Consider the following 25566-nt stretch of genomic DNA (forward strand, 5'->3'; position numbering starts at 1 on the left):
TCTAAAACAATTGAACCCAGACTTTAGTCTAGGTTCAAAGAATTAATACAAATATATTTTATACGAAACGAATAATCGAATTAATCTTCAATTCGATGATCGCGGTGAGTTGGTTGGCCGCACCAAGCTCTGATGCTGGTCCATGGGGTGTATGGATCGCTCCAAAATTTGTTATCGGCTGGCAAGCCTAAAGGCAAAAAGCCTAAGGTTGCCATATACAAACTTCCGGTTGAGGTATAGTAATCGGCTGCTTCTGGCTGATGACCGTTTAAGCCCAACACCAACCATCCTTTATCATCGTAATTTTGATTTCCTGTAAACATTCTATCAATTACGCTGGTTAAAGCACAACGAACTTGTGCAGGTGGCAAATGTGTGGGCAATTTTTCTAATAACGCAACTTCGGCTAGCGATTGAAACGTTGCCGTGCGGTAAGGACTTGAGCGACCAATAATTGGATAGGTTCCTTCTGGTGAAATTTGACGTTCTAAAAACTCTGCATAACGCACTTCATGCTTAATTGCTTTGTCGTATTCTTCTGGTTTTAATCTTTTTTTATCCACCAAAACCTTTACTAGGTTAACCATCATGGGATGAATTACATACGAATTATAATAATCCATACTAAAAACTTCGCCGTCCTTAAACCAACCATCTCCTACATACCATTCGTTTAATTTACGGATGCCGAAGTTAATTCTGGCTGGATCGCTTTGTTCGCCAATGCTTAATAAAAAGCCCTCTGTTTCGCCAGCAAATAAAAGCCAGTTATTATAGGCTCCAGAGCGTGTGCGCAACGCTTTAAACTCTTCAACAAAACGTTTTTTAGTAGTTGGATCCAATGGTTCCCACAACGCTTTTGGCGCTCTTAAAAAGCCTAAAGCTACGTATGCTGCATCTACAATCGGCTGACTTTCGGTTCGGTAATTCATATAATCCGGGTTTGAAGGATCTACTGAATTTGCCAAACCTTTTAACAACTCATCGCGTAAGTTTTTACGTAATTTACCTTCTTCGGTATTGTCATCTGGCAAGGCCAACCAAGGTGCAACGCCTGCCATCGTACGACCTAAGGCTTCTAAATAGGTAACCTTCTTTGCATTAAGCCCATAACCTGGAGCTTTTTCAAGGGGCATGTTGGCTACTAAGGTACTATTTGCCAAATTATGAATAACGGGATAAGCCATTTTATACAGTGCTTTTACCCATAATTCGCGGTCTTGAGCACCACTACGCGTGGTGGTTTTAACTGGTTTTTTCTTTTGGGCAAAACTTATATTGCAACTTAAAATTGCTACAAAAAGTACTGCCGAAATTGATCTTTTATTCATATCTAATTTGCGTTTTTGTTTGTGTTATTTTTATTTAAACCCCAGCTCCAATTTGGATTCTGTTGATACGATACCCCGCTTGAAGGAAATACTGCTTTTTCTTTGCTCTTGATGGTAACGATTTCGTTGGGCTTCATATCAAACATAAATACGGTTCCTTCTGGTTTTTCTGTTGTAATTATATCTGAAACTGATGCTACGTTCGAGGTTATTTTTGCATCGGCTATCTTTACCAAAACCCTGCAAAAACCACCTTTTAAACTTCTAATCTGAACTTCTTTGGTTGCACCATTTTCATAAATCGCGCTTACTTGGTAGGCACCTTCGGCAAGTAAATCTTTGAAGGCTATGTTTTTCCAATCGGCTGGAATAGCCGGAAAAACACGAATTTTATCGCCCCAACTTTGTAACAGCATGTCTTGAATAGATGCCGAACAGGCCAACGAAGATTCGATTACCGGACCCGATTCGCGGTACAACGTATTCGGTTGAATAAAACGATTCATCAAGGCATTAATTTGTTCCAAAGCCTTATCTCCATCATTCATAGAAGCGTACATTGCTGCGGAACCTGTAAACGAAAAACCGGCTAATCCACCTTTCATCGACATCCAATGATTTACCGATTTCGAAATTAAATCTCGATTTTTTTCTTGGTCCCAATTTACCAAATAGTAAGGATGTATCATCATTAAATGCGAATAATGCCTGTGCGAGGAGGTTAAGGCTACATCTTTTCCAATTAAATAACCGGTATCATCTGTCGGAAATGAAACCAAATTTTTCACTATTTCTTGATAACGAAGGGCATCCGGGTCATTCAATTTATGCGCCCGATTGATATCGATCAGTGTTGTTAAAGCCCATTTTAACGATGCAAGAGAATAATTCGCATCTTCGGCATCTTTATATTCAGGCGAAGAAGATTTCACAAAGTGATAAATTCCTTTTTCATCTTTCACCAACAAATGAACCATAAAATTGGCTGCTCTTTTTAGCAGGGGGTAAATTTTTGTTGCTAAACGGCTGCTATCTAATGAGTATGCATAATATTGATAGTAATTATGCATGGTCCATACCAAATTAGCCGATTCAAATTTCCCGCTTGCTATTTCTGTTTCCGAGATAGGGCGAATTAAATCGTAGGTGCTCGAACGACCAATCGTTGCGGCATCCGAACGCCATTTTTCAGGCGCATTGTTAATCAAATTCTGGGTATGGTTATCCAATGCTTTAAAAAGCGACTCGCCAATTTCCAAGTGATTGGAGGTATAAATAGGCGAATAAGCCAATTGTGCATTTAAATTCCACCAAATGGCTGGCCAAGGGGTATCGGCAGTCCAGGGTCCCATTAAATCCATCATCGGTTTATCTGGCCGAGTGGCCGAAGCCATCTTATACAACTGAATCCAATAGAAATTCTCAATGCGTTTGTCGGGAATAGTAACAAAACTCTTTTGATAGAATGTATTCCACCAATTTTGATGCTCCGTCAATCGTACTTCGGGCTTTTGCTCTTCAAAAGTTTTGATGTTATTTATCGCTTCTTCTGTTTCATCTTTCCCCGAAAATTTATCGTAGCCCACACTCGAAATTACAGTTAACACTCCTTTTTCGAAACTTGTTTTATACGCTGTGGTGTACCCTCCTTTGTTTAACATCGGTTGGTTACAAACGGTGTATTGCTGAATGTTCTTGGTTTCAGCCGCTGGATTTTCAAAGAAATCTTTCGGCTTATCGGTTACATGGCCTTGCAAAAACCGCGGACTTATACTTTTGCCCGGATTCCATTTCAATGCTTCTACTTTCTCGCCTCCGGTTTTACCTAGTTTAAAATACACTACGTTTTGATTGCTTGGCACATAGCAAAAAACGGTAATGCTTCCTTTGGTGGTGGTTACATTTCCTTTTAGTACGGCGTTATAGATGTCTAACTCCAGTTTAGAACCGGTAATTTTTCCTTCGGTTTGTAAAGAGAAAAAGCCAATAGGCAAACGGGGGGTGTTGTACAATCCCGAAGTGGTTGTTGAAAGGCCAACGCGTTGGTCCACTACATCGGTTCTACCAATGTCGAAACGAATGGTTTGATCATCCTTTTTGTACACATTGGCTCCCAGTAAACCATTTCCTAAAATGATTCCTGTGTAATAATTGGTTGAGAGGCTGTCCCATTTTAAACTTTGCTTCGCCATAAATGCCGACCAATTAATTTGCCCGGAACGGTCCTTTTTATTTTGCGCAAAAAGACCTGTATGCGTTAATAGCAACAGAAAAATCCCCAAGAAAACAGTGCTCTTTTTCATCTTACAAATACCATTTTTTATATCGAGCCAAAGCCTCTAAATAGTAGTAATCTGCGTAAATTAAAGGTACGTCGATTTCACTCTTTAACGGATATGCTCCCGTGCTATGCATCAATAAGAAACCACCATTTTCATTAGGTTTAGCTTTATACTCGGCGCTTGCTAACGAAGTAATCATGGTTGCTGCCGCTGAAATATAGTTTGCTTTTTCTGTTCCAGTGGTGTATTGTCCTAACTCCAATAAAGCAGATGCAATTAAAGCTCCGGCCGATGCATCGCGTTTTGCAAATGGAATACCTTGTGCATCAAAATCCCAAAAAGGAATTTTATCTGCCGGTAAATTTGGATGATTCAAAATGAATTTAGCAATTCCCTTTGCTTGGGTTAAATAGGTTTTATTTTTTGTAAAGCGATACATCATGGTGTAGCCATAAAGCGCCCAACCTTGTCCACGGGCCCATGCAGAACAATCTGCTGCGCCTTGCCAGGTAGCTTTACGAATAACTTTTCCGGTATTTACATCGTAATCAATTACGTGATACGAGCTAAAATCAGGGCGAAAATGATTCTTTAGCGTAGTGTTGGCATGCTTGATAGCGATATCCTTGTATTTTGCATCACCACCATTATCACTCACCCAGTTTAACATCTCTAGGTTCATCATGTTGTCGATAATAACTGGGCAGCTCCACATTTTGCTTTTTCCCCAAGATTGTATGGCCGGAATACCAGGACGAAAACGGGTAGATAACGACTCAGCAGAACGTATTAACAACTTTTTATACGTTTCGTTTTTGGTGATACGGTACGCATTTCCGAAACTGCAATTCATCATAAAACCTAAATCGTGGTTACCCGTAAAGGTTTCATTAGGTTTTAAAATCTCCAGTGCTTTTTCAGCATTTGCTTTGGTTTGCGCATCGTTTGTTTGTTCATAAATATACCACAAACTGCCTGCATAAAAACCGCTACACCACCACTGGATATCACGATTTTCCCATTTATTGTCTTTCGCTACATAACTTTGAGGAGTTTGACCCGGTGTGATATGTTGATCTAAAAATTTGTACTGTGCCACTGCAGATGTAAACTCATCTTCAATAAACTTCGCTGTAATAGGCTTGTTTTGAGCATTTAATGTTACTGATCCTGCTAATAGGCCAGCGGTAATAAGGATTAAGGATTTCATATTATTGGTTACTCTTTATTTTTATTGATACAGGTGATCCTGCCATTTCCCCAAGGGGTAAATCGCAAGTTATTCTTTTTAATGTAGTTTGTGAAGGAAACTTCAGGTCTATGGCAATTTGTTTGGTTACTTGACGCGGATCAGAAACATAAATGAGAGGAGTTTCTGCATGTAGTTTGTTAATATACATCATACAAGGAGCATCTACTTGAATAGTTAATTCTTTTGTTTTTAAGGCTCCCGCCTGGTAAAAAACCACCTGCAAGATGTCCAAACCTACATGCTGTACGGCTTGAATTTTTGCGCTATTTTCTAAAATGGCAATTTGATTGCTTGGATAAGCATCTGCCGCTTGGGTCGTATTTAAACCGGGTACTACCACATAAGCGTAGCTTGCATTTGTGGGTTTTGCTCCATGCTGCAACCATGCTTTAAAAACCGACTGCGTAATTTCTGCATTACTTTGTTGATTATTAATTTTTGACCAAGATCCGCTTTGCATTTTATTACTTAGGCATAGCGTTCCACCTTGCGGAAAAAAGTAAGCAATGCTATCCTGCCACAACCACTTTATGTTCTTCACTTCGTTTTCGCTGTTTGGCGCTAAGGTAATCGGCTTATTTTCGATGCTTTTAAAAATAACCGGTGTAACCAATCTGCTTTGGTTGAGGGTGGTGGTGAGGACTTCTTCTGCGGCACTTGTAATTCCTGCTCCCAAACAAGCAACTTCTTTATCGAAAAAGAACCATGCTTTCTTGGCCGATACTTCATCATACTGCAAATCATAGGCCGCAGCACCGTAATGTCCATCACTTATACCCCCTGAAAATTTTGAAGTTCCGTACTGACCCCAAGTTCTACCTTTCATCGCCGCTCCCTCATCATGTGGAAAATCGCGGCTGGTAGTTCCCGGAATTTTGTCCCATTCCCACACTGGTACCGTCCACGCATATTCCGACCCTGAACGCTGGATATTGGTGGCTCCATCTGGCAAATAATTACCAAATAAATTTTCACCATTGCCATATTCCGTTCGAAATATTCTATCTGAACTTGTTAACACACTAAACGTATAATTCGGACGAATGTGCAAGGTATAATTGCTTTTCCAGTACATCGTGTTACGACTATCTACGTTGTATGAGGCTGGTTTCACCTGGGCTATACGATCTTTAGAAGCTTGCCAAAAGGATTTATCCTGTGGATCAATAGCAATCAATTTGTCTTGCAATTCACTCAAACCTTCAATAAGCGAATCTTTTCTCGAAATACCTCTTCCACGCACATTAAAATCGAAGTATTTTCCTCTTAAAGTCTGCAAATACGTGTTTTTAATATAGTTGATTAATAAGTCTAATTGCGCTTTTGGCAATTGATGTTTTGTATCGCGAAGAAAATAGGCTGCGTTTACAGAGTTAAAGACAAATACCTTTCCGTAACTGGCAATGGCAGGTTGCTTTCCGTGTTGAAAGTAACTGTTATCGGGCTGAATAGCACCATCAAAATCGTTTATTTTTACAATCGGCTCAAACAAATAATGAACAGCGGAATCTAATGTGGCTTTATTTTCCGTTAAACATGCACGAAACAAATAGTGCAAAGCTTCATCAGAAGTATTGGCGCCATTTCCTTCCCGTATTTTCTTGATCAACATTTGTTTAATCATTCTCTGCTCTAAACTGTACGACAGTTTTTCTTTTCCAGAACGCATTAAGATAAGTGTTTGACCAATCGTTTGTGGATAAAAGATATCGTTGTACCACCAATTTTTATTTTTTGGATTTTGAAGATTCCAATTTTCCAAGGTCTTAATTATGGCTTTGTATATGTTTGAATCGCCATAGTAAGCACTTTTTTTACTCACGTACGCTTGGGCTAACTCCCGGGTACGCGAAAGCGGTGCATAGTATAAATCTGAATAATCTATATCACTCCAACTCCCATCTTCCTTAATTAATTTCAAATAGTCCGCAGTCTTTTTATTCAAAAAATTGAGATTAACATTCTTTGTTAAATCGCTTGATATGCGTTCCATAAATACCGCATACGGTTCCTGCGCAAAGGCACTAAAACCACCGGTTATTATAAAAAAAGCAAAGAAAATCGCTAAAAAAAATCGACTACTTTTCGTTTTCATATGCGTTCAGATTAATTTGAAATTTCCAAATGGGCGTTATTTGAATGGTATGTAAACCTCCTACTACCCATTCCTTATTCTTTGAACCTTCAAATGCATCTTCCACATAAATATCGTATGTTTTATTAAGCGGAAAGATTTGCAGTTTCCAATTATCTTTTTGTTTTATTTCAGCACTGCTCATCACAAAATTACAGCTGTTGTTATAGTTAAACTGGTCATAACGTAAACGATTCGTTTGATACAAAGCCAGCATATCACCCGTGTACGCGAAATTTATTAACCAATTCTTAACCAATGGGTTGTCTTTTATTTGATAGTGAAGGGTATACAATTTTTGATTGACAAAATTCTCGAATTGCATTTGATACAAAGGCCCAGGTTGCTTTGCGTTAAACATCCGTCCTTTTGCATGCTCCTTTAAAATTGAATCCTGATACGCTATTGCTCTTTCTGTTGAAAAGGCAACTGTACTTAATTTTGAATCTGCTTTTCCTTCTGCAGACAAAGCTACTTTTACTTGTATCTTAGTCAGGAGTTCATTATCCTTAGGCGTTACAAATGAAAGCGCCCTAATCGGAGAACGCATTACCGCTTTCGGAAATACCTGAATCTCCAAATCGCCCGATTTCGCCACCTGCTCAAGTTCAATGGCAGCGCCGTTTATTGTTATACTTGCTTTGGTAAAAAGTAAATATTCTTTTCCTTGGCTATTAATTTTGTTGGCCAACAAAGCTTCCTTTTTCGGTAAAACAAGTACACTTTTTCCATCTTTTAGCTGAAAAAAGGCAATTGCATCTTTCGACACGTGCACACTTGTTTTTCCTTGCTCATCTCGAGATGTACAATTCTTTAAGGCTGAAATCGGAGTAGAATCAAATACGAATTCTGCATCGGCTTGCGTGAAGAAAACATAAGTGGTTTTATTTAATACACAAAGCGGCTGCGCCGTTGCATACACTAAATTTGCCTGACCAATTTTCAAATTATATGGCCAAATAGCAAAGCTGTTCGCCGGAAAATTATAGGGTTTAGCCGGAATTTTTTCTGATGTACTTGCATGCTGAATGTTCAATTGAAAATTGGTTACGGAAGGCAAATTAGCAAAACGCATGTAATTGTTTAGGAAGATAAACCCCGAACCATCACTTACCCGAATAGACGACTGAACCGTGTCGATAGGTGCGTAAGAACGCACTAATTTCTTTGGAAAGAAAGCGGGTTTTGTAACTAATTGTCCTCCAAAGTCGCTCAAAAACAGATGCAACAAACGGTATTCCGCATTACTTTCAGCATCAATATTCATCGCCCCTAAGGGCGCTTGAAAATCGTAGTTACGCACCGGTACATCGTTTGGCGAGTTGGTTGCCCGTCCTTCATGCAAAGTAGTTTTCCCTAAGGGGTTAACGCCCCCATGATACATGTAGTAGCCCAGCCCGTTTAAACCGCTTGCTACTTTTGTAAAAGCCACGCCTACCACATCATTCGGATTTACAATTACCCTTCTGTGATAGGTAACCTGCATGCCAGAACCAATTTCAGCAGATAGTTTTGGGTAATTGTTTCGAACGCGATTATCCACCTTACCAAACAAATCTGAACCAATATCACTATCGCCCTCCAACCGTTTTATAAAAAACATGGGCTTAAAAAGTTTCTTGGTTGATTGCGACCATGGGCTATCTGGATACGAACCAATGGTATATAAAAATTCGTCTTGATCTTCTGGCCCGGCAGCGAAAGCCGAATAATACGGTACATCTACCCCAGCATCTAGCAATTGCTTTTTTAAGGTTTTCATGTGCTCGTATTTTTCAGCACGCTTATACGCTAACTCATTTTCAACTTGGAAACCGATAATAGGTCCCCCATCTTTAAAATAAAAGCCCTTACATTGAGCGGCTATGTTTTTAAACCAACGGTTACTGTAATATAGATAGGTAGAATCGTTACTTCTCAGCACTAACTTTTTTGTAACCAACCAATCCGGAAAACCTGCCCTTCTAATTTCGGCATGTATAAATGGGCCGGGTCTGAGCCATACATACAGGTGATGTTTTTTACAAAGCGCCAAAAACGCTGTTAAATCGTAGTCTCCTTTCCAATTAAAAACGCCTTCTGTTTCTTCATGAATAGGCCATATAACGTATGTCGAAATAATTTGAATACCCGCAGCTTTCATCTTCAAAATGGAAGCTTCCCATTCTGATTTGGCTACACGCGAAAAATGAAGCTCTCCCATGATTGGAAACCAGGGTTGACCATTCTTCAGGAGATAGGAACTATTGTAAGAAAGCGCAACACCGGAAGGAGATTTTGAAGTACCCATTTTCAAAAAATCAGTTTTATAAACGGGTTTTTGATTCGGAATAGTGAGCGAATACTGTTCTTGAGCGAAAAGACAAGTATGAGCAAAAAGAACAATTATCCCCCCTATTAAACTAACTTTCCATGCTCGAAACTTCATATTATCTTAATTTTTGGCAGTATTCATCATCCGAAAATTGTCTTTCAGCAAATTTATTTTCAGTACTTCAAGTCAGAAATAAGGATGATTTTAACTTTTTTATAATTGGTTTCAGCGAAAATGCGAAAAACAGTGTAATTTACATCGTCATAACTCCAAGTAACCAACTTGTTACTTTAATCAAACGTTTGTGTAGAAAATATCTTAAAAAAAATATTTCCGATGAAAATTTTCCAACAATTAATTAGTTTACGTGAACGAAAAAGGGGCTTTCATTTAATCACATATGATGTTGAAAATGCCTTATCTCAAATGAAGGAAATTAAGATTGGAATGTGTCAGATTTTTATCCAGCATACATCAGCGTCCTTGAGCATAAATGAAAATGCTGACCCAACAGTCCGTTTAGATTTCGAATATTTTTTCAACAAAGCCGTGCCCGAAAACGACCCCAATTATGAACATGATTATGAAGGATCAGATGATATGCCTGCTCATATCAAAGCTTCTCTGTTAGGAAGTTCTGTGACCATTCCCATCCGTAACGGTCAATTGGCTTTGGGAACTTGGCAAGGCATCTATCTCTGCGAGCACCGAAATTATGGCGGGCAAAGAAGATTGGTTATGACCGCTTGGGGCGAATAAGTAAAGCCTCCATCACTTTTAGTTCAGCGGTATAACAAAGAAAGCACAAAGCCCGTTAAAACAATCTTCAAAACGTAAGAAGAAGCTTTAACGGGCCATTCATAAAATTTTATAAATTGCTTATTTGCCTTTTATCCAAAGCACAAGATCGTTTATCAGCTGTGCTGATACCGAAACAGGCGTTTGGTATTGTTGCGTGGTTCCCTTTTCTTTCTGTGGACTTAACAAATGGTTTAAATCTGGATAGAAAGTTAGTTTTACATTTTTCTTGTTGCTTAAAGCAGCATTCCAAATATCAAAATCGGTTTTGGTCACTTGAAAATCGTTCCCTCCTTGAATAATCAATATGCGCTGTTTGTTTAAACTTTTAGCCGTTGCAACCTGATCGTATTTATTTAAATCAACCCAATACGATGCTGGTAAGCCCAAAATAAGGGAATCGGGTTTTAGTGTACCCAAACTCGAAATCCTGGTCTTTTCAATTTCGGTCATTGCATCTGCTAATATTTTTTTACTGGCTTCAGTAGTATCTTTTAACAAGTTGAACATGTACTTATTTTGCGCTTCAATGATATCGGTAAATTTTTGAGCCGGAGCAGCCGCTAAAACAATCCCCGCTAAATCAGGCGATAAATTTGCCAATCGCGGAGCCAACATACCGCCTAAGCTGTGTCCCATCACATAAATCTTACTTTTATCCGCACCCACAACTGTTTTAGCCATGGCAATAGCCGATACAGCATCGTCTAAAACTTCTTCCTTTACGGTATAGGCTTTTGCAAACTCATTTGGATAAATTAAGGTTCTTTTTACATAACGCACAGTGCCAATTCCTTTCGCCGCCAAACCTGCTGCAATATCTTTAAACGGTTTATTAGCGCCAACCGTTTCGTCCATATCGCTCGGACCAGAACCGTGTACTAACACAACCATTGGAAAACTCTTTACATTTTTAGGCGTAGTAACAATAGCCGCTAACTGATGGCCTGCTATCGGCAAGTAAACCGATTTCTCCTTATATAAATTGGTATCCGCATAAACCGGTTTTTGGTACGCGTTTGCTATTTTGGCAGGCACGAAAAACAAGCCTACAATTTTTTGGTCCTTGTTAAATCCGACCAAAAAATTTTGCTCACCCTTTTCAAACTTCCCTTCAACAGTTACCGAAAAATATTGCCCTTCGGTTTTACTTTGTATCGATTCCAATGAAAGTGGTTTACCTAATTTGGTGGTCAAATCAGTCCATAATTTCATTAAATTATCAGGACTTAGTTTAAGCTTAAAACTCTCCTCAAAATTGGCATGAGCATCCAAGTATTTCTCTTGCTGCAATAAATCGAAAAAATTGTTTGCATTATTAAATAGGGTGATTACATTTTGTGAAAAAGCTGCCGAAGTTACCAGCACAAATGCAATAACAAGTAAAAAACTTTTCTTCATTTTTTAGTTAGTTTGATTTTGAGTTTCAAAGTTAATAATATTTAGATGTCCTCCACCTTCATTAAACATTGTGAATTTGTTTTAACGATTTTTAACATTTCCAAAGGAAAGTTAATCTACATCTGGATTGGTTAATAAGGGAACCATACAAATAATGTCCAACTCGTTGGGATACATTTCTAAACAAAATCCATTCGGATTTAAGGCCGGTTCCTGAAGCAATTGTTTGAAAGCCTGGCCTACCTGAGCACTATCGGATGCGAAATTTTTGATCGTAATGGAAGCATAAACACCTTTTGGAATAGTAAACGTTTTTAGTCCCATTTGCGCTGCTTCATTTGGTTCCAGCTGCTGGGCTGCAGCGTAATAGACTATCTTCCCAGCACCAGCTGAATAACTAATACCATAATACCTACGCTCCCCATGCACATCTAGTTTCGCATGCAACTTTTGATGTGCAACCAATACTCCTTCCGGAAACAAATCCGCTTGCATTAACAACACTTCAATATCCGATTCAACAACCAATTGCTCCAAATTTTATTTTCCTTTCCAACCCAAAGCTACGTCAATAAATTCTCAGAAAAGAATACATCAAAAGCCATTTTCCAACAAGAGGACTCTTCTTCCAACTTTTTTTTAAAAAAAATTACAGGCCACACAATAATCTCCAAAATGAACGTTTATAATATCGAGAGCGTTAATTTAGATGACGGGGGTATTGCCAAGGCGGTACCTCCGTTTCTTTTTTACAAAAAACAAAAAAGGAACATTGATACACAAAATGTTCCTTTTCTAACTATATGATGGAGGGTAGAAGAATTCTATTTCACATTTGAATGAAAATCAATCGAATTTTTATCATTAAAAGACGAAAAACATCTATTTTGTTTAGGCTTTAAGACTAAATATAATCCTACGGCAACCAGTACCAAGCCTCCTGCAATTTTTGATAATTCGAAGTCAAACAAGGTAATATCTTTTAAGGTAAAGTAAGCACCAATTAAAGTTAACGCAAACCAACCTCCCCCGTTGAAGTCTTTTTTAAAGCCAAGCCACAAACCCGCCGCTAACATAACAGTATGCCAACTCAGCACCCAATGTGGAATACCTAAACCTGCTTCCCGAAGAAAAAATACTGAACCCATTACAACCAATAAAATACCGATTCCCATGTGTTTGTTTGTGCGATTGTTTTGATTAAAATTTTCCATGACCGTTTGTTTTTATATTCAAATGTAGCATGGCTTTTTAAGCTACCGAAGAACCCTTCGCTCAAATAAATAAAACCATCGGTAAGTAGCCAGAAAGTATCGGTTAAAATTTTGAAAAAAAATTTAAGGAAACATTTTATCGCTGAATAACGCCAATTTTAGCCTCATAGAAAAAATAACCCCGCTACGCAGAAAAAAATACGGAGGCATACAATAATTTCAATTTATAGCGTTTATTATTCTGAGAGCGTTAATTTAGATTTATGGGGGTTCAGCATGTATGCCGAATCCCCATTTCTATTTTTTATCCGTAGATAAAGAATATGGAAAATCTTTTGGAAGACTTCCGCGATTTTTATTGGGCTTTGCCGACATGATAAAATTCATCACCGCACCTTTTTGCAAGCCAGCGTGGCTAATCCAATTCTGGCTATACGTCTTACCGTTTATATCCAGGCGTTCAACATATCTATTTTCGTCGCTATTTGCGGTCGCATTTATCACTACCTGTTTACCATTTTCAAGTGTAAGGGTTATTTTTTTAAACAAGGGAGCTCCCAATACATACTGGTCGGTTGCCGGTGTAACCGGATAAAAACCCATTGCTGAAAAAACATACCAGGCAGAAGTTTGGCCATTATCCTCATCGCCACAGTAGCCATCAGGTGTAGCCTTATACATCCGATTCATGGTTTCGCGCACCCAATATTGCGTTTTATACGGAGCACCTCCAAAATTATACAAGTATATCATATGCTGAATCGGTTGATTTCCATGCGCATATTGCCCCATATTCGCAATTTGCATCTCCCTAATTTCATGAATCACACCTCCATAAGCGCTTTCATCAAAAACTGGCGGAAGCGAAAATACCGAATCCAATTTCGCTACAAACTTCTCATGACCACCCATCAGCCTTGCCAAACCTTCCACATCCTGAAATACCGACCACGTGTAATGCCAGCTATTCCCCTCCGTAAAAGCCCCACCCCATTTAAAAGGGCTAAACGGGCTCTGAAAGGAACCATCTTTATTTTTGCCACGCATTAAACCCGATGAAGCATCAAATAAATTCTTATAATTCATCGCTCTTTGTTTATAAATAGCTATATCAGCTTCAGGTTTGCCCAATGCCTTTCCCAATTGGTAAATGGCAAAATCATCGTAGGCATACTCCAATGTTTTAGCCGCATTTTCGTTCTTTCCAACATCAAAAGGCACATAACCCAATTCATTGTAAAACTTCACCCCATCACGTCCAACAGCTTCCATTGGCCCCTCATTGTTCGCGCCATGTATCAAGGCGGTCCACAAAGTTGAAATATCGTAACCACGTAGCCCTTTAATATAGGCATCGGCTACTACCGAAGCAGAGTTATTACCCACCATAATATTAGCATACCCCGGACTACTCCATTCAGGCAACCAGCCCCCTTCCTTAAAATCGTTTACCAAACCCGCTTGCATTTCTTTGTTAATCGAGGGATAAACCAAATTTAAAAAAGGATATAACGCTCTAAATGTATCCCAAAAGCCAGTTCCGGCAAACATATAGCCCGGTTTTACCTCACCCGTGTAGGGGCTCCAATGTACACGCTGTTGATTGGCATCAATCTCATACAATTTATTCGGGAAAAACAAGGTTCGGTATAAGCACGAATAAAAAGTACGTGTTTGGTCCACCGTTCCTCCTTCAACCGAAATGCGACTCAATGTTTTGTTCCAAATGGCTCTAGCTTTTGCTTTCGTGGCATCAAAGTCATCGTTCGCTAGTTCGCGCTTTAAATTCAACTCCGCTTGTTCAAAGCTAATAAACGACGATGCTACCTTTGCTTTTACCTGTTCTCCTCGTTTGGTTTTAAAACCTATTACCGCACCCGAATGCTTACTTTCAAGTTCCAATTCGGCGTTTTTCAAATTCTTCCCTTCCCACACCTTCGCCAAATCAAAATCCTTGTTAAAATAAATCACAAAGTAATTTTTAAAATTCTTAGGCAAGGGACCACGGGCGTATTTCGTGGTATAGCCCATAATTTTTCGTTCGGCAGGCACAATTTTTATGTACGACCCTCGATCTTGCGCATCCACCACTACAAAAGCACTATCCGTTTTCGGAAACGTAAACCTAAATTGTGCGGCACGCTCTGTTGGAGTAATTTCTGTTGTTACATCAGCATCTGCTAAATAAACTTGGTAATAATAGGGCTTCGAAATCTCCGATTTATGGCTAAACCAGCTCGCACGGGTATCGTCGGTAAATTTTAACTTGCCCGTTACAGGCATTATTGAAAACGCACCGTAATCGTTCATCCAAGGCGAAGGTTGATGCGTTTGTTTAAAACCACGAATTTTATCCGCGTCGTAGGTATAGGCCCAACCATCGCCATTCTTTCCCGTTTGCGGCGTCCACATATTCATCCCCCAAGGCAAACCAATGGCCGGATACGTATTTCCATTCGATAGGTCGGGTTTAGATTGAGTGCCCATCAGCGGGTTAATCCAATCCACCGGATTGGTAACTTTGCCTACATTTTGCGCAAAACTTGTTGATGCAACAAAACTCAATAAGGCGATTATTATTTTTTTCATGTTCAATTAAAGGTCAACTTAATTATTTTAATTTCAATCCTATCCCCTACTAAAGTTCAGGATTTTTACTGTATTCCGCCCACAAACTATCCACATCTTTACCCGTTAAGCTAGCCCACAAAGCAGGTGTGTAGGTATGTTCGCGTAATGCGGTATTTAAGGTTTTTACAATTCCAGCTTTCACTTTGCTCTCTATCCACACCAAAAACCGCGCGGTAATGCTGTAACTATTTTTATACGAATATGTTGGTTTAAAAGGAGGTAAACCCCATTTAGCCGCAGCATTATCAATCCCAAATTTGTAGCGTGCATAATCAGCAATCCCTTCGGTTAACCAACCCGGCCCAACACTATTCCCATAATCTTGCACAATGTGCATCACTTCGTGGGTAACCACATCAATATCGCCCGGGTGACTAGTCATGTACTTTGCCCCATACGTAACCTCACCATTGGCCGTTGCCGCTACCCCATCGTAAGCAGTATCCACTAAAAACCATACCTTTTTCAAGGTAGTTGGATTGTACTCTTTTGCTAATTTCGGATAAACCTCAAAAAACGTTTCTATCATTCGATTTTTCAATTGAGCATCAAAGCCCGAAAAATTGCTATCAAAAACAAGCGTATATCCGCCTCTTTTTATCGTTTCTTGAGCCTTAAGTGCTGTTCCACTTGCCAATACAACAAGCAAATACAGGCTAAAAAAAATACTCTTTTTCATCTTTAGCTTAATTACGGTTTATCTTCTTTCATTGTAAATTCCAAACTCGGCAATTTGCACCTGAGAACTGTATTTATCAATCAAAATGCGAACTTTCTTTGCCCATACCCGTTCAAAACGGTGAATTTTAATTCTCGATAACTCATTTCCAGTAAGCAGTGGTTTCCACTCACCATTCACATTATACTCTAAACGATAAGCCGAAATATTAGCCTTTGGCTCGGCAACTACAATCATATTAATGGCCTTATCTTTCTCAAAAGTAATTTCGTACCAAGGAAATTTTACCGAGGGATTAGAAGACCACGAAGAACCAAAGTCATCATCGTTCGCAAAATCCATAATGTTCATATCATCGCTCCAACTCGAATTAGAGGCTTGGTATTTTGCTAAATTCGACGAAATAATCGGGGCAATTGTTTTAGAGAAAGGAACGGTTGGCCCATCATTCTTCCATTTCGCACCAATCTCCTTTAACACCGCTAAGGCATTATCATCAATTAAACCCTCGGTATTGGGTGCAACATTTAAAATAAAATTACAATGAGCATCGTTTAAAGGCTTAATCATTTTATTCACTAACTCATCAGCCGTTCTAACCGGCGATGTAGGAAAACTCGTTTTCCAAAACCAGTTGGCATTTATTGGCAAACACGATAAAGCTGGCAACAAGTTACTTTCCTTTTCAATATGTTGACCAGCACCCTGCTCATACGATTTAATATCAGTATAATACAAGGCCTCAGCAGGGTATTTAGCGGCATTCAAATCCATCACCAAACATTCCGGTTGTATCGATTTAATCAACAGATAAATTTCCTCAAAAGGAACATCGTCGTACGAAATACGCGACCAAGGAGCATCCCAGCCATCAATAATCATCGCATCAATTTTTCCGTAATTGCTCAGCAATTCGCGCAACTGCGCCTTTATAAAATCAACTTTCTCGCTTGTAATCATCCCCGGGCGGATTTTATGATGTGTGTCCAATATCGAATAATACAACATCACTTTTAGGCCTTCCTTTCTAAACGATTCCGTGTAAGCTTTCACTACATCCTTTTTATACGGGCTATTCATCACGCTGTAATCGGTGGTTTTGGTATCCCAAATGGCAAAACCACTGTGGTGCTTAGTGGTTAAACAGCCGTAACTCATATTGGCCGATTTCGCGGCCTTAGCCCATTGGTTCGTGTTTAATTTTTTCGGATTAAAAATACTGGGTGATGCTTCCGGGTCGGGCCAATCTTGGTTCATGTACGTTGGAATGTTGTAATGAATAAACATTCCAAAGCGTAAATCAACAAAATCTTGCTGGCGTTTGGCAAGGTTCAGACTCGTTTGAGCGTGCGATGGTAAGCCGAGTAAGCCTATCAGAAGGAAAAGCGCAAGAAATTTTACGCTTGCAAATGGTTTGTAAAGGTTCATGTGTGTTTGGTTTTATTTTAGGCTTCAAATTTTCATCCGAAAACCAATGTGTTTAATTCATGGCAAAACCAGTCCCGCTTTCCGCTTTACTTTGGCTACTCAGGTAGCCTCGTGTTCGCTTCAATCGGGTTTATTTCAGTTCTGCTTGTGCTCATCGGCTCATTACAACCGCCCAAAATTCAACCCAAACCATAAGCTCATTCATCATCCTCCTTAAAAACCAAATGCGCATGCCATAACTATGCGCAAATGGTTTAAAATTGAGACAGAGGATAATTTCTAACTTCAAGCTTGTTTATTCGAAAAAAATCGATTTAAAGACAAGCTAAAACGTTTTATTTAATTTTACCAAAAAAAAATCTGTTACAATATAGCAGACTCATTTTTACATTTGGCTAAACAAACGTACCTTAAAACAATATTACGTATTTTTTATTAAAAAACACATACCTCTTTAGTTTAGAAGCATTTATCTGTTTAAATTACATTAAAGAGCAACAACTGGCAGCACCAATTAAAGCGGCATGTTCATTCAATTTCGACACTTTCAGTACCGTAGTCACTCCTTTTCCTCTTAAAGTAGCCAATAACTCTGGCGAAAATTGATGAAATGCTTGCGCAATATTTCCTCCCAAAACCAAGGTATCAATTTTTGATTCTTTCAAAATTGGGATTAAAAATTCAGCAAGATTACGTCCAAATTCCATAAAAATACGAGTAACCGATGCATCTTCCTGAGTATAACTCAGCAATTCTTTAACCCCCGGTACCACTTTGCCAGATAAGTTCTGAAATCGTTTCACAAACCATCTGCTCGACAAATAATCTTCGGCAATTCCGCCTAAAAACGGTGCATTCCACAAAGCCGCATCGCTGGCTTTACCATTAAAACAGAAAGACGAACCCAATCCCGTTCCCAAAGTTAAGCCCATTACCCGCGCATTTGCTTGTGCAGCACCGGCAAAAACTTCTCCTTGTAAAAAACTAGCAGCATCGTTTATAAACCGAATATTTTCAATAGGGATATGTAAGGTAGCGGCCAAAGCTTCTTTTATATTTACACCGTATAATGCTCTAAACTTATCCTGCGATTCAATTAAGCAAATACCACTTTCATAATCAAAAGGTCCAGGCATAGCAATACCCACATACCGATTTTCAAAGGGCGTATCACCAAATGTCTCTAACATCAGGGTGCTCCAAGCCTGCAAAAGAAATTCTTTACTTTCACGTGCATCCAAGGCAATCCGTTTCAAAGAATCTGCTAACAAAGATCTAGATTCAAGATCAATTAAAGCTGCGGTAACATGCGTACCACCTATGTCGACACCTAATACTACGGACTTTTGCATTTAATAGGGTTAATTTATTGAGCGTTCAAAAGTATTTACGATACATCCGTAAATTTATATAAAACGATTTACTAATTCAAAAGTATAATACTTTTAACACATAAACAACCTTTGCTTATGTAATCCTAAAAAAAGAAACTTATTATCTGATAATTAATTTTGCAGGAATAATTTCGGTTTTCGTTTGCAACTTGCTCTTAGCCGATAATTGAGCCAAAATCATGTTAATCACGGCTTCGGCAATCTCTTCTAAAGGTTGTTGAACCACCGAAATGCTCGGTGTGTGCAATTCAAAAGCCTCATGATCGTCATACGCAATAACCGATAATTCGTCGTTTATTGTTTTCCCCATCTCTTTTAAAGCGCGCAAACCGCTCAAAGCAAGGTAATTCGTTGCAAACAATACCGCATCTATTTTCTTGGTCGAAAACAGATTTTTTATTTGATTAATGGTTTCTGCCTCCCCTTGATTAAATGGAACGGTCAAAACCAATTCTTCAGAAAAAGGAATTTTATAATCTTCTAACGCTTTTTTATACCCATCTAAACGATTCGTAATTTGTTCCACATCAATATCTGTTGTTACCAAAGCGATGTGCTTCTTACCCTGTTTTGTAAAGCTCTCAATTGCTTCATACGAGGCCTTAAAATGATTGGCGCCTACATAATTTGTATCAATTTCAGGTAAACTACGGTCAAACAAAACTACCGGCTTATCATCGTTTAAAAGCAATTGGATATCTTCCTCGATCCCTTTTGTAGGCGAAATAATATAGGCATCAACCTTGCGGGTTTTAAACATATTGATAAGTTCCTTTGCCTTATCTACGTTGTTTTCGGTGCTAGAATAAATGATTTTATAGCCTCTCTTATACGCTTTATCTTCAATTAAACGTGCTATACGAGAAAAAAATGAGTTCGAAATATTTTCCACTACCAACCCAATAATATTCGAATTACCGGTACGTAAACTTCTAGCAATCTGATTGGGCTTATAGCCGCTCTCCTCAATAATTTTTTCTACACGCTCAATCACTGCCGCACTAATCGACTTCTCCTTTGCCTTACCGTTGATGATAAAAGAAACAGTTGTAATAGATACGTTTGCTTTGTTAGCAATGTCTTTAATGGAGAGAGACTTCATGTGTATGTTTTAAAAAGATATAAATAGATTCTTTGCGAATATAATGGTTAAAAAACATTATTAACAAGAATTTTTCAGACTAAAAGCGTAGTAATGACGTTTATTAACGTTTACTTTCTAAAAAGGATCATTACTCACTAAAAAATAGAGATTTGCTATTCCTTCGATCAAATTAGTTCTCTTTCAAATACGCAACAATCAACCTTGCGGTTTTTTCGGAAGCTCCAGGAGTCCCCATTAAAGTCAAAAGTTCATCGTAGTTATGCAACATGTTTGTTCTACCCGGTCCTGTTACAATACTTTTTAATTCCGTATAAATCTTTTCCGTTGAGCAATCTTCCTGAATCAGTTCGGTTACAATTTTTTTGTTTACAATTAAGTTAACGAGCGAAATAAATTTAATTTTAACCAATAATCGTGCAATGGCTATGGAAATTGCACCACCTTTATAAACCACCACTTGTGGTACTTTAAACAAAGCGGTTTCCAGTGTAGCAGTGCCTGAAGCAACCAATGCTGCATGTGCAATGTGCAACAAATTATACGTATTGTTAAACAACAATTTAATAGATTTATCCCCCATAAATTGCTGATAATAAGCTTCTGTAAAAGTTGGTGCAGCCGCCACGACAAATGTATACTCCGGGAAATTTTCCGTTACGCTTAGCATAACAGGTAATAAGCGCTCTATTTCTTGTTTCCGGCTTCCTGGTAATAAAGCAATTACTTTTTCTTTTCCTAGCTGTTGATCGATTCTAAAATTCTCATCCGGTTTAAACAACGCTTTTTCATCTAGCAATGGATTCCCAACATAATCAACCTGCATTCCCCACTCATGGTAGAAATCGACTTCAAAGGGTAAAATGCAGAACATTTTATCTACATCGCGTTTGATTTTTAAAACCCTTTTTTGGTTCCAAGCCCAAATTTTCGGGGAAATATAATAACAGGTTTTAAAATTTTGCTCTTTTGCAAACTTGGCTATTTTTAAATTGAAACCCGGAAAATCGATCAAAACTACCGCGTCTGGCTGATAGGCTAAAATATCCTTCTTGCAGGCATCCATGTTTTTAAATATGGTTCGGAGATTCATCACCACTTCGGTAAACCCCATAAAAGCCATATCAGCATAATGCTTTACTAATGTTCCACCTTCGTTTAACATTTTATCGCCACCAAAAAAACGGAACTCCGCCTTCGGGTCTTCTTCTTTTAAGGCTTTCATTAAATTGGCCCCGTGTAAATCGCCCGATGCCTCGCCGGCTACAAGATAATATTTCATGTTTTTTTAGCTAAAATGATACAAGGAAATAAGCCATTAAAATACTTTATAAAAAAAGAATACAAATGCGCATACAAAGGTTGCGGCCAATATCCCTCGTCCCAAATGCTCTTTATTTTCTTTGAAAAAATACTGCATAGTGAAAGCATTTATAGCGATTCCGGCAATGTATAACAAGTCGGCTTTTGCTAAAAAAACAACATGCGTAATTAAATAATAGGCAGTAGCGCAAAAAATCGCGGGTAATAACAATCCAATAAATAAGCCTAACCAAACAGAATTGTTTATTTTTCTAAGCATGTTTCTTCCTTACCCTAAATTTAGTCCATCCGGAGCCGATATCTTTGTTCGTTCTGTGTACTCTGATGCCGTATTCTGTATAAAATTCCAGGTATTTAACGTTTGGATAGCATGGTGTGCCGTTAAATCAAATTGTACTGGAACCACCGAAACGTACTGATTCTCTAAAGCCCATACATCGGTATCCTGCCCGTTATCAAAATTTTGAAAAACGCCTGTTAACCAGTAATAAGGACGGTTGTAAGGGTCCATACGTTCTTCAAAATCCTCTGCCCATTTGGCATTGGCCTGACGACAAATTTTTATTCCTTTGATCGAATCACCTTTGGGAAAGTTTACGTTTAACAGTGTTCCTTCCGCTAATCCGTGTTTCAACACTTCTTCACAAATATTTTTGATATACTTTTTGGTAAAACTAAAATCGGCATCGGCCGAAAAATCATCCAAAGAAAAACCTATTGAAGGGATTTTTTCAATAGCTCCCTCAACTGCCGCCGACATGGTACCCGAATAAATAACATTGATAGAATTATTCAAACCATGGTTGATTCCCGAGACACATAAGTCTGGCTTTTTACCTTTAAAGATTTTATTTACGGCCAACTTTACACAATCAACAGGGGTTCCGCTACACTTGTACATTTCTACTCCGTTGTATAAATCTACCCGATCGAAACGGATGGGTTTACCGATTGTAATGGCATGTCCCATTCCACTCTGCGGACTATCCGGCGCAACCACCACTACATCACCAATCTCTTGCATCACTTCCAGCAAGTTCTTAATCCCTTTGGCAGTTATACCATCATCGTTTACAACTAAAATTCTTGGTTTCTGGCTCTGTTTTGTCATGTGGTAAAAATACAGAATATAACGCGGAAGGCAAACATTGTTTATAATGTGCGAAAATCACATATTACCCTGAGTTTTCCTACTTGACAGGAGTTATATTTCACATACTCACTCAAATTAATTATATTTGAAAATACAACTTATTAGCAATAAATATCCCTAAAACGAACAGATTCAAGGAAATTTTAAGCAACAAATCAAACATTCATGAAATTCAAATTTTTAACTTTAGCATGTTTTGTCATTGTAGGAACATTTGCTAAAGCCCAAAACACTTACCAATGGAAGACTGGTAATTCAGGAGGGTATGCATTTAAATATGTGACCAACGACCCCACCAAAACACGTTTTTACACACTAAAAAATGGACTTACCGTTATTTTATCACAGAATAACAAGGAGCCTAACATTGTGTACAAAATGGCTGTACGAGCCGGAAGTAATAGCGACCCACGCACCAATACAGGTTTAGCGCACTACCTTGAACACTTATTATTTAAAGGAACGGATAAGTTTGGTACCATGAACTACACCAAAGAAAAACCGTATTTAGATAAAATTGAGGCTTTGTACGAAACCTATAACAAAACAACTGATCCGGCCAAACGTAAACAGATTTACGCAGAAATTGATAAAACATCTGGCGAAGCATCTAATTACTCGATTGCAAATGAGTACGATAAAATGATGAAAGCAATTGGTAGTGGTGTAACCAATGCGCATACGGCTGTAGAAGAAACTGTGTACGAAGAAGATTTACCATCAAATGCGATTGATAAATTTTTAACCGTACAAGCCGAGCGTTTCCGCAATCCAGTGTTTCGTCTTTTCCACACTGAATTGGAAGCTGTTTACGAAGAAAAAAACATTGGTATGGATAACGATGGCCGCAAAATGTATGAAAAAATGCTTTATGCCTTATTTCCAACGCATAATTACGGACAACAAACAACGATTGGTACCATTGAACACTTAAAAAATCCATCGTTAGTTGAAATTAGGAAATTCTACAATACCTATTATGTGCCCAACAATATGGCTTTAATTATGTCGGGAGATATTAATTACGACGAGTTAATTAAGAAAATTGATCAGAATTTTGCGTACATGGTTAACAAACCAGTAACCCCGTATTCAGCTCCTGCTGAAAAGCCTTTAACCAAAATTCAGACCATCGACATCAACGGTCCTAGCGCTGAAAACCTTTACATCGCGTATCGTGGCTTTGCTCAAAACACACACGAAAGTTTACTATTAGATTTAATTGGTAGTATTTTATCGAACGGCAAAGCGGGTCTCCTAGACATCAACATCAATAAACAACAAAAGTTATTGCGCGCGGGTGCGGGTTATAACCAAATGAAAGATTATGGTATTTTCATTTTATCGGGTGCACCTAAGGCAGGGCAAACGCTAGAAGACGCTCAAAAGTTATTACTTGAGCAAATAGATTTACTTAAAAAAGGTGAATTTGACGAAAGCCTTATCAAAGCAACTGTAGCCAATATCAAATTTGGAGAGTTAAATGGTTTTGACGACAATGGCACAAGAGCTGAAGCTACTATGAATGCTTTTATCTTAAATAGAGGTAATGATTGGAATAAAATGTTAGCTTCAACCGATGAAATGGGTAAAGTGAGCAAAAAAGAAATCATCGATTTTGCAAACAAATTCTTCATTAACAATTATGTAGCAGTATTAAAACACAAAGCGGAAGATAAAACTATTGCAAAAGTAGAAAAGCCAAGTATCACGGCTGTTAAAACCAACGCGAACGAGGTTTCTCCTTTTACAAAAAATATCATTATCGCACCTGTTAAACCTATTGCGCCTAAATTCTTAGATTATACAAAAGATTTAAGCTTTGGTAAAGCCGGAATTGCTGATATCTTGTATGTTAAAAATACCGAAAATAGTATTTTTACTATGAACTATTACTTTGAATTAGGCAGTTACAACTATAAATTATTGCCATATGCTGCACAATATTTAACTTTTTTAAGTACTGATAAGTATTCAGCAGAAGATATTAGTAAAGCATTTTATAACTTGGCTTGTACCTATTCGGTAAATATTGGTAGTGAAACGAGTAGCATTTCATTAATTGGTTTACAAGAAAATTTCGACAAGGCAACTGCATTAATGGAAGATGTTTTAGCAAATTGCAAACCGAATGAAGCTGCTCTTGAAAATTTAAAAGCGAGAATTTTAAAAACACGAGAAAATAACAAATTAAACAAATCATCTATTTTAAATGGCTTAATGAGTTATGCACAATACGGATCTGACAATCCATTTAATTATGCTTTGACAAATGAAGAAGTAAAAAACATTAAATCAGACGATTTAATTCAGCTATTACACAACTTAACTAAGTTCAGCCACACCATCAACTATTATGGCCCGAAAGAATTGAATGCCTTTTCAAGCGAATTGATTAAAGTTCATGCTTTGCCTGCTAGTTTTACTAAAATTGCAGACAAAAAGAAATTCAACTACACGGTAACGGATGCAAATAAAGTTTATTTCGCAGATTACGACATGGTACAAGCTGAAATTAGATGGCAACGTAACGATGGATTATACAATCCGGAAAACGCTGCCAAAATCACTTTATTCAACAATTATTTCGGAGGCGGAATGGGTTCAATTGTATTCCAAACCATTCGTGAATCAAAAGCTCTAGCCTATTCTACATTTGCTGTTTACTCAGCAGCAGGTGCGAAAGAAAAAGAAAATGCCGTAATCGCTTACGTTGGTACGCAAGCCGATAAAATGAATGATGCCGTAGCAGGAATGAACGAATTATTAACCGTGTTACCAGAATCTGAGAAGTCTTTTTACTTATCTAAAAACAACTCATTAAACGGTATTGAAAGTTCTAGAATTGTAAAAGATAACATTATTTCAAAATACATTACAGACAAAAAACTAGGTTTTGATCACGATTCAAGAATCGATCTTTACAAAAACCTACAGCCACTAACGTTTGCAAATATTAAAGATTTTCATAAACAAAGTCTTTCTAATAAGCCTTACAATTATTGTGTAGTAGCTTCTGAAAAGAAAATTAATATGAATGACTTAGAAAAATTTGGGCCGGTAACAAAATTAACCTTGGAACAAATTTTCGGATATTAAGACCAGAGACAAGAACATTTCAAAAAGAGGT

Annotated in this window: 17 protein-coding genes; 2 read left to right on the forward strand and 15 right to left on the reverse strand. The window is 38.1% G+C overall.

Going from position 1 to position 25566, the window contains the following annotated elements:
* Positions 1-80: 80 nt before the first annotated feature.
* From ACJVDK_RS09605 to ACJVDK_RS09625, 5 genes are read right to left on the reverse strand one after another with little or no spacing between them, the layout of a single operon-like run.
* Positions 81-1331, reverse strand: coding sequence for a DUF2264 domain-containing protein (locus ACJVDK_RS09605; protein WP_443936460.1), 1251 nt, complete (start codon positions 1329-1331; stop codon positions 81-83).
* A gap of 2 nt (positions 1332-1333) precedes the next feature.
* Positions 1334-3634: a glycosyl hydrolase family 95 catalytic domain-containing protein gene (locus tag ACJVDK_RS09610; protein WP_443936461.1), complete on the reverse strand. Its 2301-nt coding sequence runs from the start codon at positions 3632-3634 to the stop codon at positions 1334-1336.
* 1 nt (position 3635) lies between these two features.
* The gene (locus ACJVDK_RS09615) at positions 3636-4823 is read right to left on the reverse strand and encodes a glycoside hydrolase family 88 protein (RefSeq protein WP_443936462.1); all 1188 of its coding nucleotides are present in this window, start codon (positions 4821-4823) and stop codon (positions 3636-3638) included.
* A gap of 1 nt (position 4824) precedes the next feature.
* A complete protein-coding gene (locus ACJVDK_RS09620) occupies positions 4825-6960 on the reverse strand; it encodes a polysaccharide lyase family 8 super-sandwich domain-containing protein (RefSeq protein WP_443936463.1) in 2136 nt (711 codons plus the stop codon).
* A complete protein-coding gene (locus ACJVDK_RS09625) occupies positions 6944-9427 on the reverse strand; it encodes a beta-galactosidase (protein WP_443936464.1) in 2484 nt (827 codons plus the stop codon). Before ACJVDK_RS09625 ends, ACJVDK_RS09620 begins: the two co-directional genes overlap by 17 nt.
* Before the next feature lie 222 nt (positions 9428-9649).
* Here ACJVDK_RS09625 and ACJVDK_RS09630 point away from each other — a divergent pair, with 222 nt between their 5' ends.
* A complete protein-coding gene (locus ACJVDK_RS09630; RefSeq protein WP_443936465.1) occupies positions 9650-10072 on the forward strand; it encodes a secondary thiamine-phosphate synthase enzyme YjbQ in 423 nt (140 codons plus the stop codon).
* A 120-nt stretch (positions 10073-10192) separates the two neighbouring features.
* On the opposite strand, the gene ACJVDK_RS09635 is transcribed toward ACJVDK_RS09630, so the two are convergent.
* The 10 genes from ACJVDK_RS09635 to surE all read right to left on the reverse strand — a co-directional run bounded on the left by ACJVDK_RS09635 (position 10193) and on the right by surE (position 22394).
* Entirely contained in the window at positions 10193-11512 is a 1320-nt protein-coding gene (locus ACJVDK_RS09635) for an alpha/beta hydrolase (RefSeq protein ID WP_443936466.1), read from the reverse strand.
* Between the two features lie 111 nt (positions 11513-11623).
* Complete coding sequence (locus tag ACJVDK_RS09640; RefSeq protein ID WP_443936467.1) at positions 11624-12049, reverse strand: transcriptional regulator; 426 nt, start codon at positions 12047-12049, stop codon at positions 11624-11626.
* Positions 12050-12336: 287 nt separating this feature from the next.
* On the reverse strand, positions 12337-12726 hold the full coding sequence (locus tag ACJVDK_RS09645; protein WP_443936468.1) for a LiaF transmembrane domain-containing protein: 390 nt from the start codon (positions 12724-12726) through the stop codon (positions 12337-12339).
* A gap of 297 nt (positions 12727-13023) precedes the next feature.
* On the reverse strand, positions 13024-15315 hold the full coding sequence (locus ACJVDK_RS09650; RefSeq protein ID WP_443936469.1) for a GH92 family glycosyl hydrolase: 2292 nt from the start codon (positions 15313-15315) through the stop codon (positions 13024-13026).
* Between the two features lie 49 nt (positions 15316-15364).
* Entirely contained in the window at positions 15365-16036 is a 672-nt protein-coding gene (locus ACJVDK_RS09655; RefSeq protein ID WP_443936470.1) for a basic secretory protein-like protein, read from the reverse strand.
* A gap of 18 nt (positions 16037-16054) precedes the next feature.
* Positions 16055-17464, reverse strand: a complete 1410-nt coding sequence (locus tag ACJVDK_RS09660) for an alpha-L-fucosidase (protein WP_443936471.1) — start codon at positions 17462-17464, stop codon at positions 16055-16057.
* A 482-nt stretch (positions 17465-17946) separates the two neighbouring features.
* Positions 17947-18816 carry an ROK family protein gene (locus ACJVDK_RS09665; RefSeq protein ID WP_443936472.1) on the reverse strand — a complete coding sequence of 290 codons (870 nt, stop codon included), beginning with the start codon at positions 18814-18816 and terminating at the stop codon, positions 17947-17949.
* A gap of 142 nt (positions 18817-18958) precedes the next feature.
* Positions 18959-19960 (reverse strand): LacI family DNA-binding transcriptional regulator, encoded by a 1002-nt coding sequence (locus tag ACJVDK_RS09670; RefSeq protein WP_443936473.1) that lies wholly within the window; start codon positions 19958-19960, stop codon positions 18959-18961.
* 172 nt (positions 19961-20132) lie between these two features.
* Positions 20133-21242 carry a lipid-A-disaccharide synthase gene (lpxB, locus tag ACJVDK_RS09675; protein ID WP_443936474.1) on the reverse strand — a complete coding sequence of 370 codons (1110 nt, stop codon included), beginning with the start codon at positions 21240-21242 and terminating at the stop codon, positions 20133-20135.
* 309 nt (positions 21243-21551) lie between these two features.
* Positions 21552-22394, reverse strand: coding sequence for a 5'/3'-nucleotidase SurE (surE, locus tag ACJVDK_RS09680; protein WP_443936475.1), 843 nt, complete (start codon positions 22392-22394; stop codon positions 21552-21554).
* Positions 22395-22601: 207 nt separating this feature from the next.
* Between surE and ACJVDK_RS09685 the strand changes: the two genes are divergently transcribed.
* A complete protein-coding gene (locus ACJVDK_RS09685; protein ID WP_443936476.1) occupies positions 22602-25535 on the forward strand; it encodes an insulinase family protein in 2934 nt (977 codons plus the stop codon).
* Positions 25536-25566 lie beyond the last annotated feature (31 nt).

It is taken from the genome of Pedobacter paludisoli, assembly GCF_052344095.1.
Lineage (GTDB): Bacteria > Bacteroidota > Bacteroidia > Sphingobacteriales > Sphingobacteriaceae > Pedobacter.

Coding starts and splice junctions, on each gene's coding strand:
- ACJVDK_RS09605 (WP_443936460.1), bottom strand. CDS start 1,331: ATGAATAAAAGATCAATTTCGGCAGTACTTTTTGTAGCAATTTTAAGT.
- ACJVDK_RS09610 (WP_443936461.1), bottom strand. CDS start 3,634: ATGAAAAAGAGCACTGTTTTCTTGGGGATTTTTCTGTTGCTATTAACG.
- ACJVDK_RS09615 (WP_443936462.1), bottom strand. CDS start 4,823: ATGAAATCCTTAATCCTTATTACCGCTGGCCTATTAGCAGGATCAGTA.
- ACJVDK_RS09620 (WP_443936463.1), bottom strand. CDS start 6,960: ATGAAAACGAAAAGTAGTCGATTTTTTTTAGCGATTTTCTTTGCTTTT.
- ACJVDK_RS09625 (WP_443936464.1), bottom strand. CDS start 9,427: ATGAAGTTTCGAGCATGGAAAGTTAGTTTAATAGGGGGGATAATTGTT.
- ACJVDK_RS09630 (WP_443936465.1), top strand. CDS start 9,650: ATGAAAATTTTCCAACAATTAATTAGTTTACGTGAACGAAAAAGGGGC.
- ACJVDK_RS09635 (WP_443936466.1), bottom strand. CDS start 11,512: ATGAAGAAAAGTTTTTTACTTGTTATTGCATTTGTGCTGGTAACTTCG.
- ACJVDK_RS09645 (WP_443936468.1), bottom strand. CDS start 12,726: ATGGAAAATTTTAATCAAAACAATCGCACAAACAAACACATGGGAATC.
- ACJVDK_RS09650 (WP_443936469.1), bottom strand. CDS start 15,315: ATGAAAAAAATAATAATCGCCTTATTGAGTTTTGTTGCATCAACAAGT.
- ACJVDK_RS09655 (WP_443936470.1), bottom strand. CDS start 16,036: ATGAAAAAGAGTATTTTTTTTAGCCTGTATTTGCTTGTTGTATTGGCA.
- ACJVDK_RS09660 (WP_443936471.1), bottom strand. CDS start 17,464: ATGAACCTTTACAAACCATTTGCAAGCGTAAAATTTCTTGCGCTTTTC.
- ACJVDK_RS09665 (WP_443936472.1), bottom strand. CDS start 18,816: ATGCAAAAGTCCGTAGTATTAGGTGTCGACATAGGTGGTACGCATGTT.
- ACJVDK_RS09670 (WP_443936473.1), bottom strand. CDS start 19,960: ATGAAGTCTCTCTCCATTAAAGACATTGCTAACAAAGCAAACGTATCT.
- lpxB (WP_443936474.1), bottom strand. CDS start 21,242: ATGAAATATTATCTTGTAGCCGGCGAGGCATCGGGCGATTTACACGGG.
- surE (WP_443936475.1), bottom strand. CDS start 22,394: ATGACAAAACAGAGCCAGAAACCAAGAATTTTAGTTGTAAACGATGAT.
- ACJVDK_RS09685 (WP_443936476.1), top strand. CDS start 22,602: ATGAAATTCAAATTTTTAACTTTAGCATGTTTTGTCATTGTAGGAACA.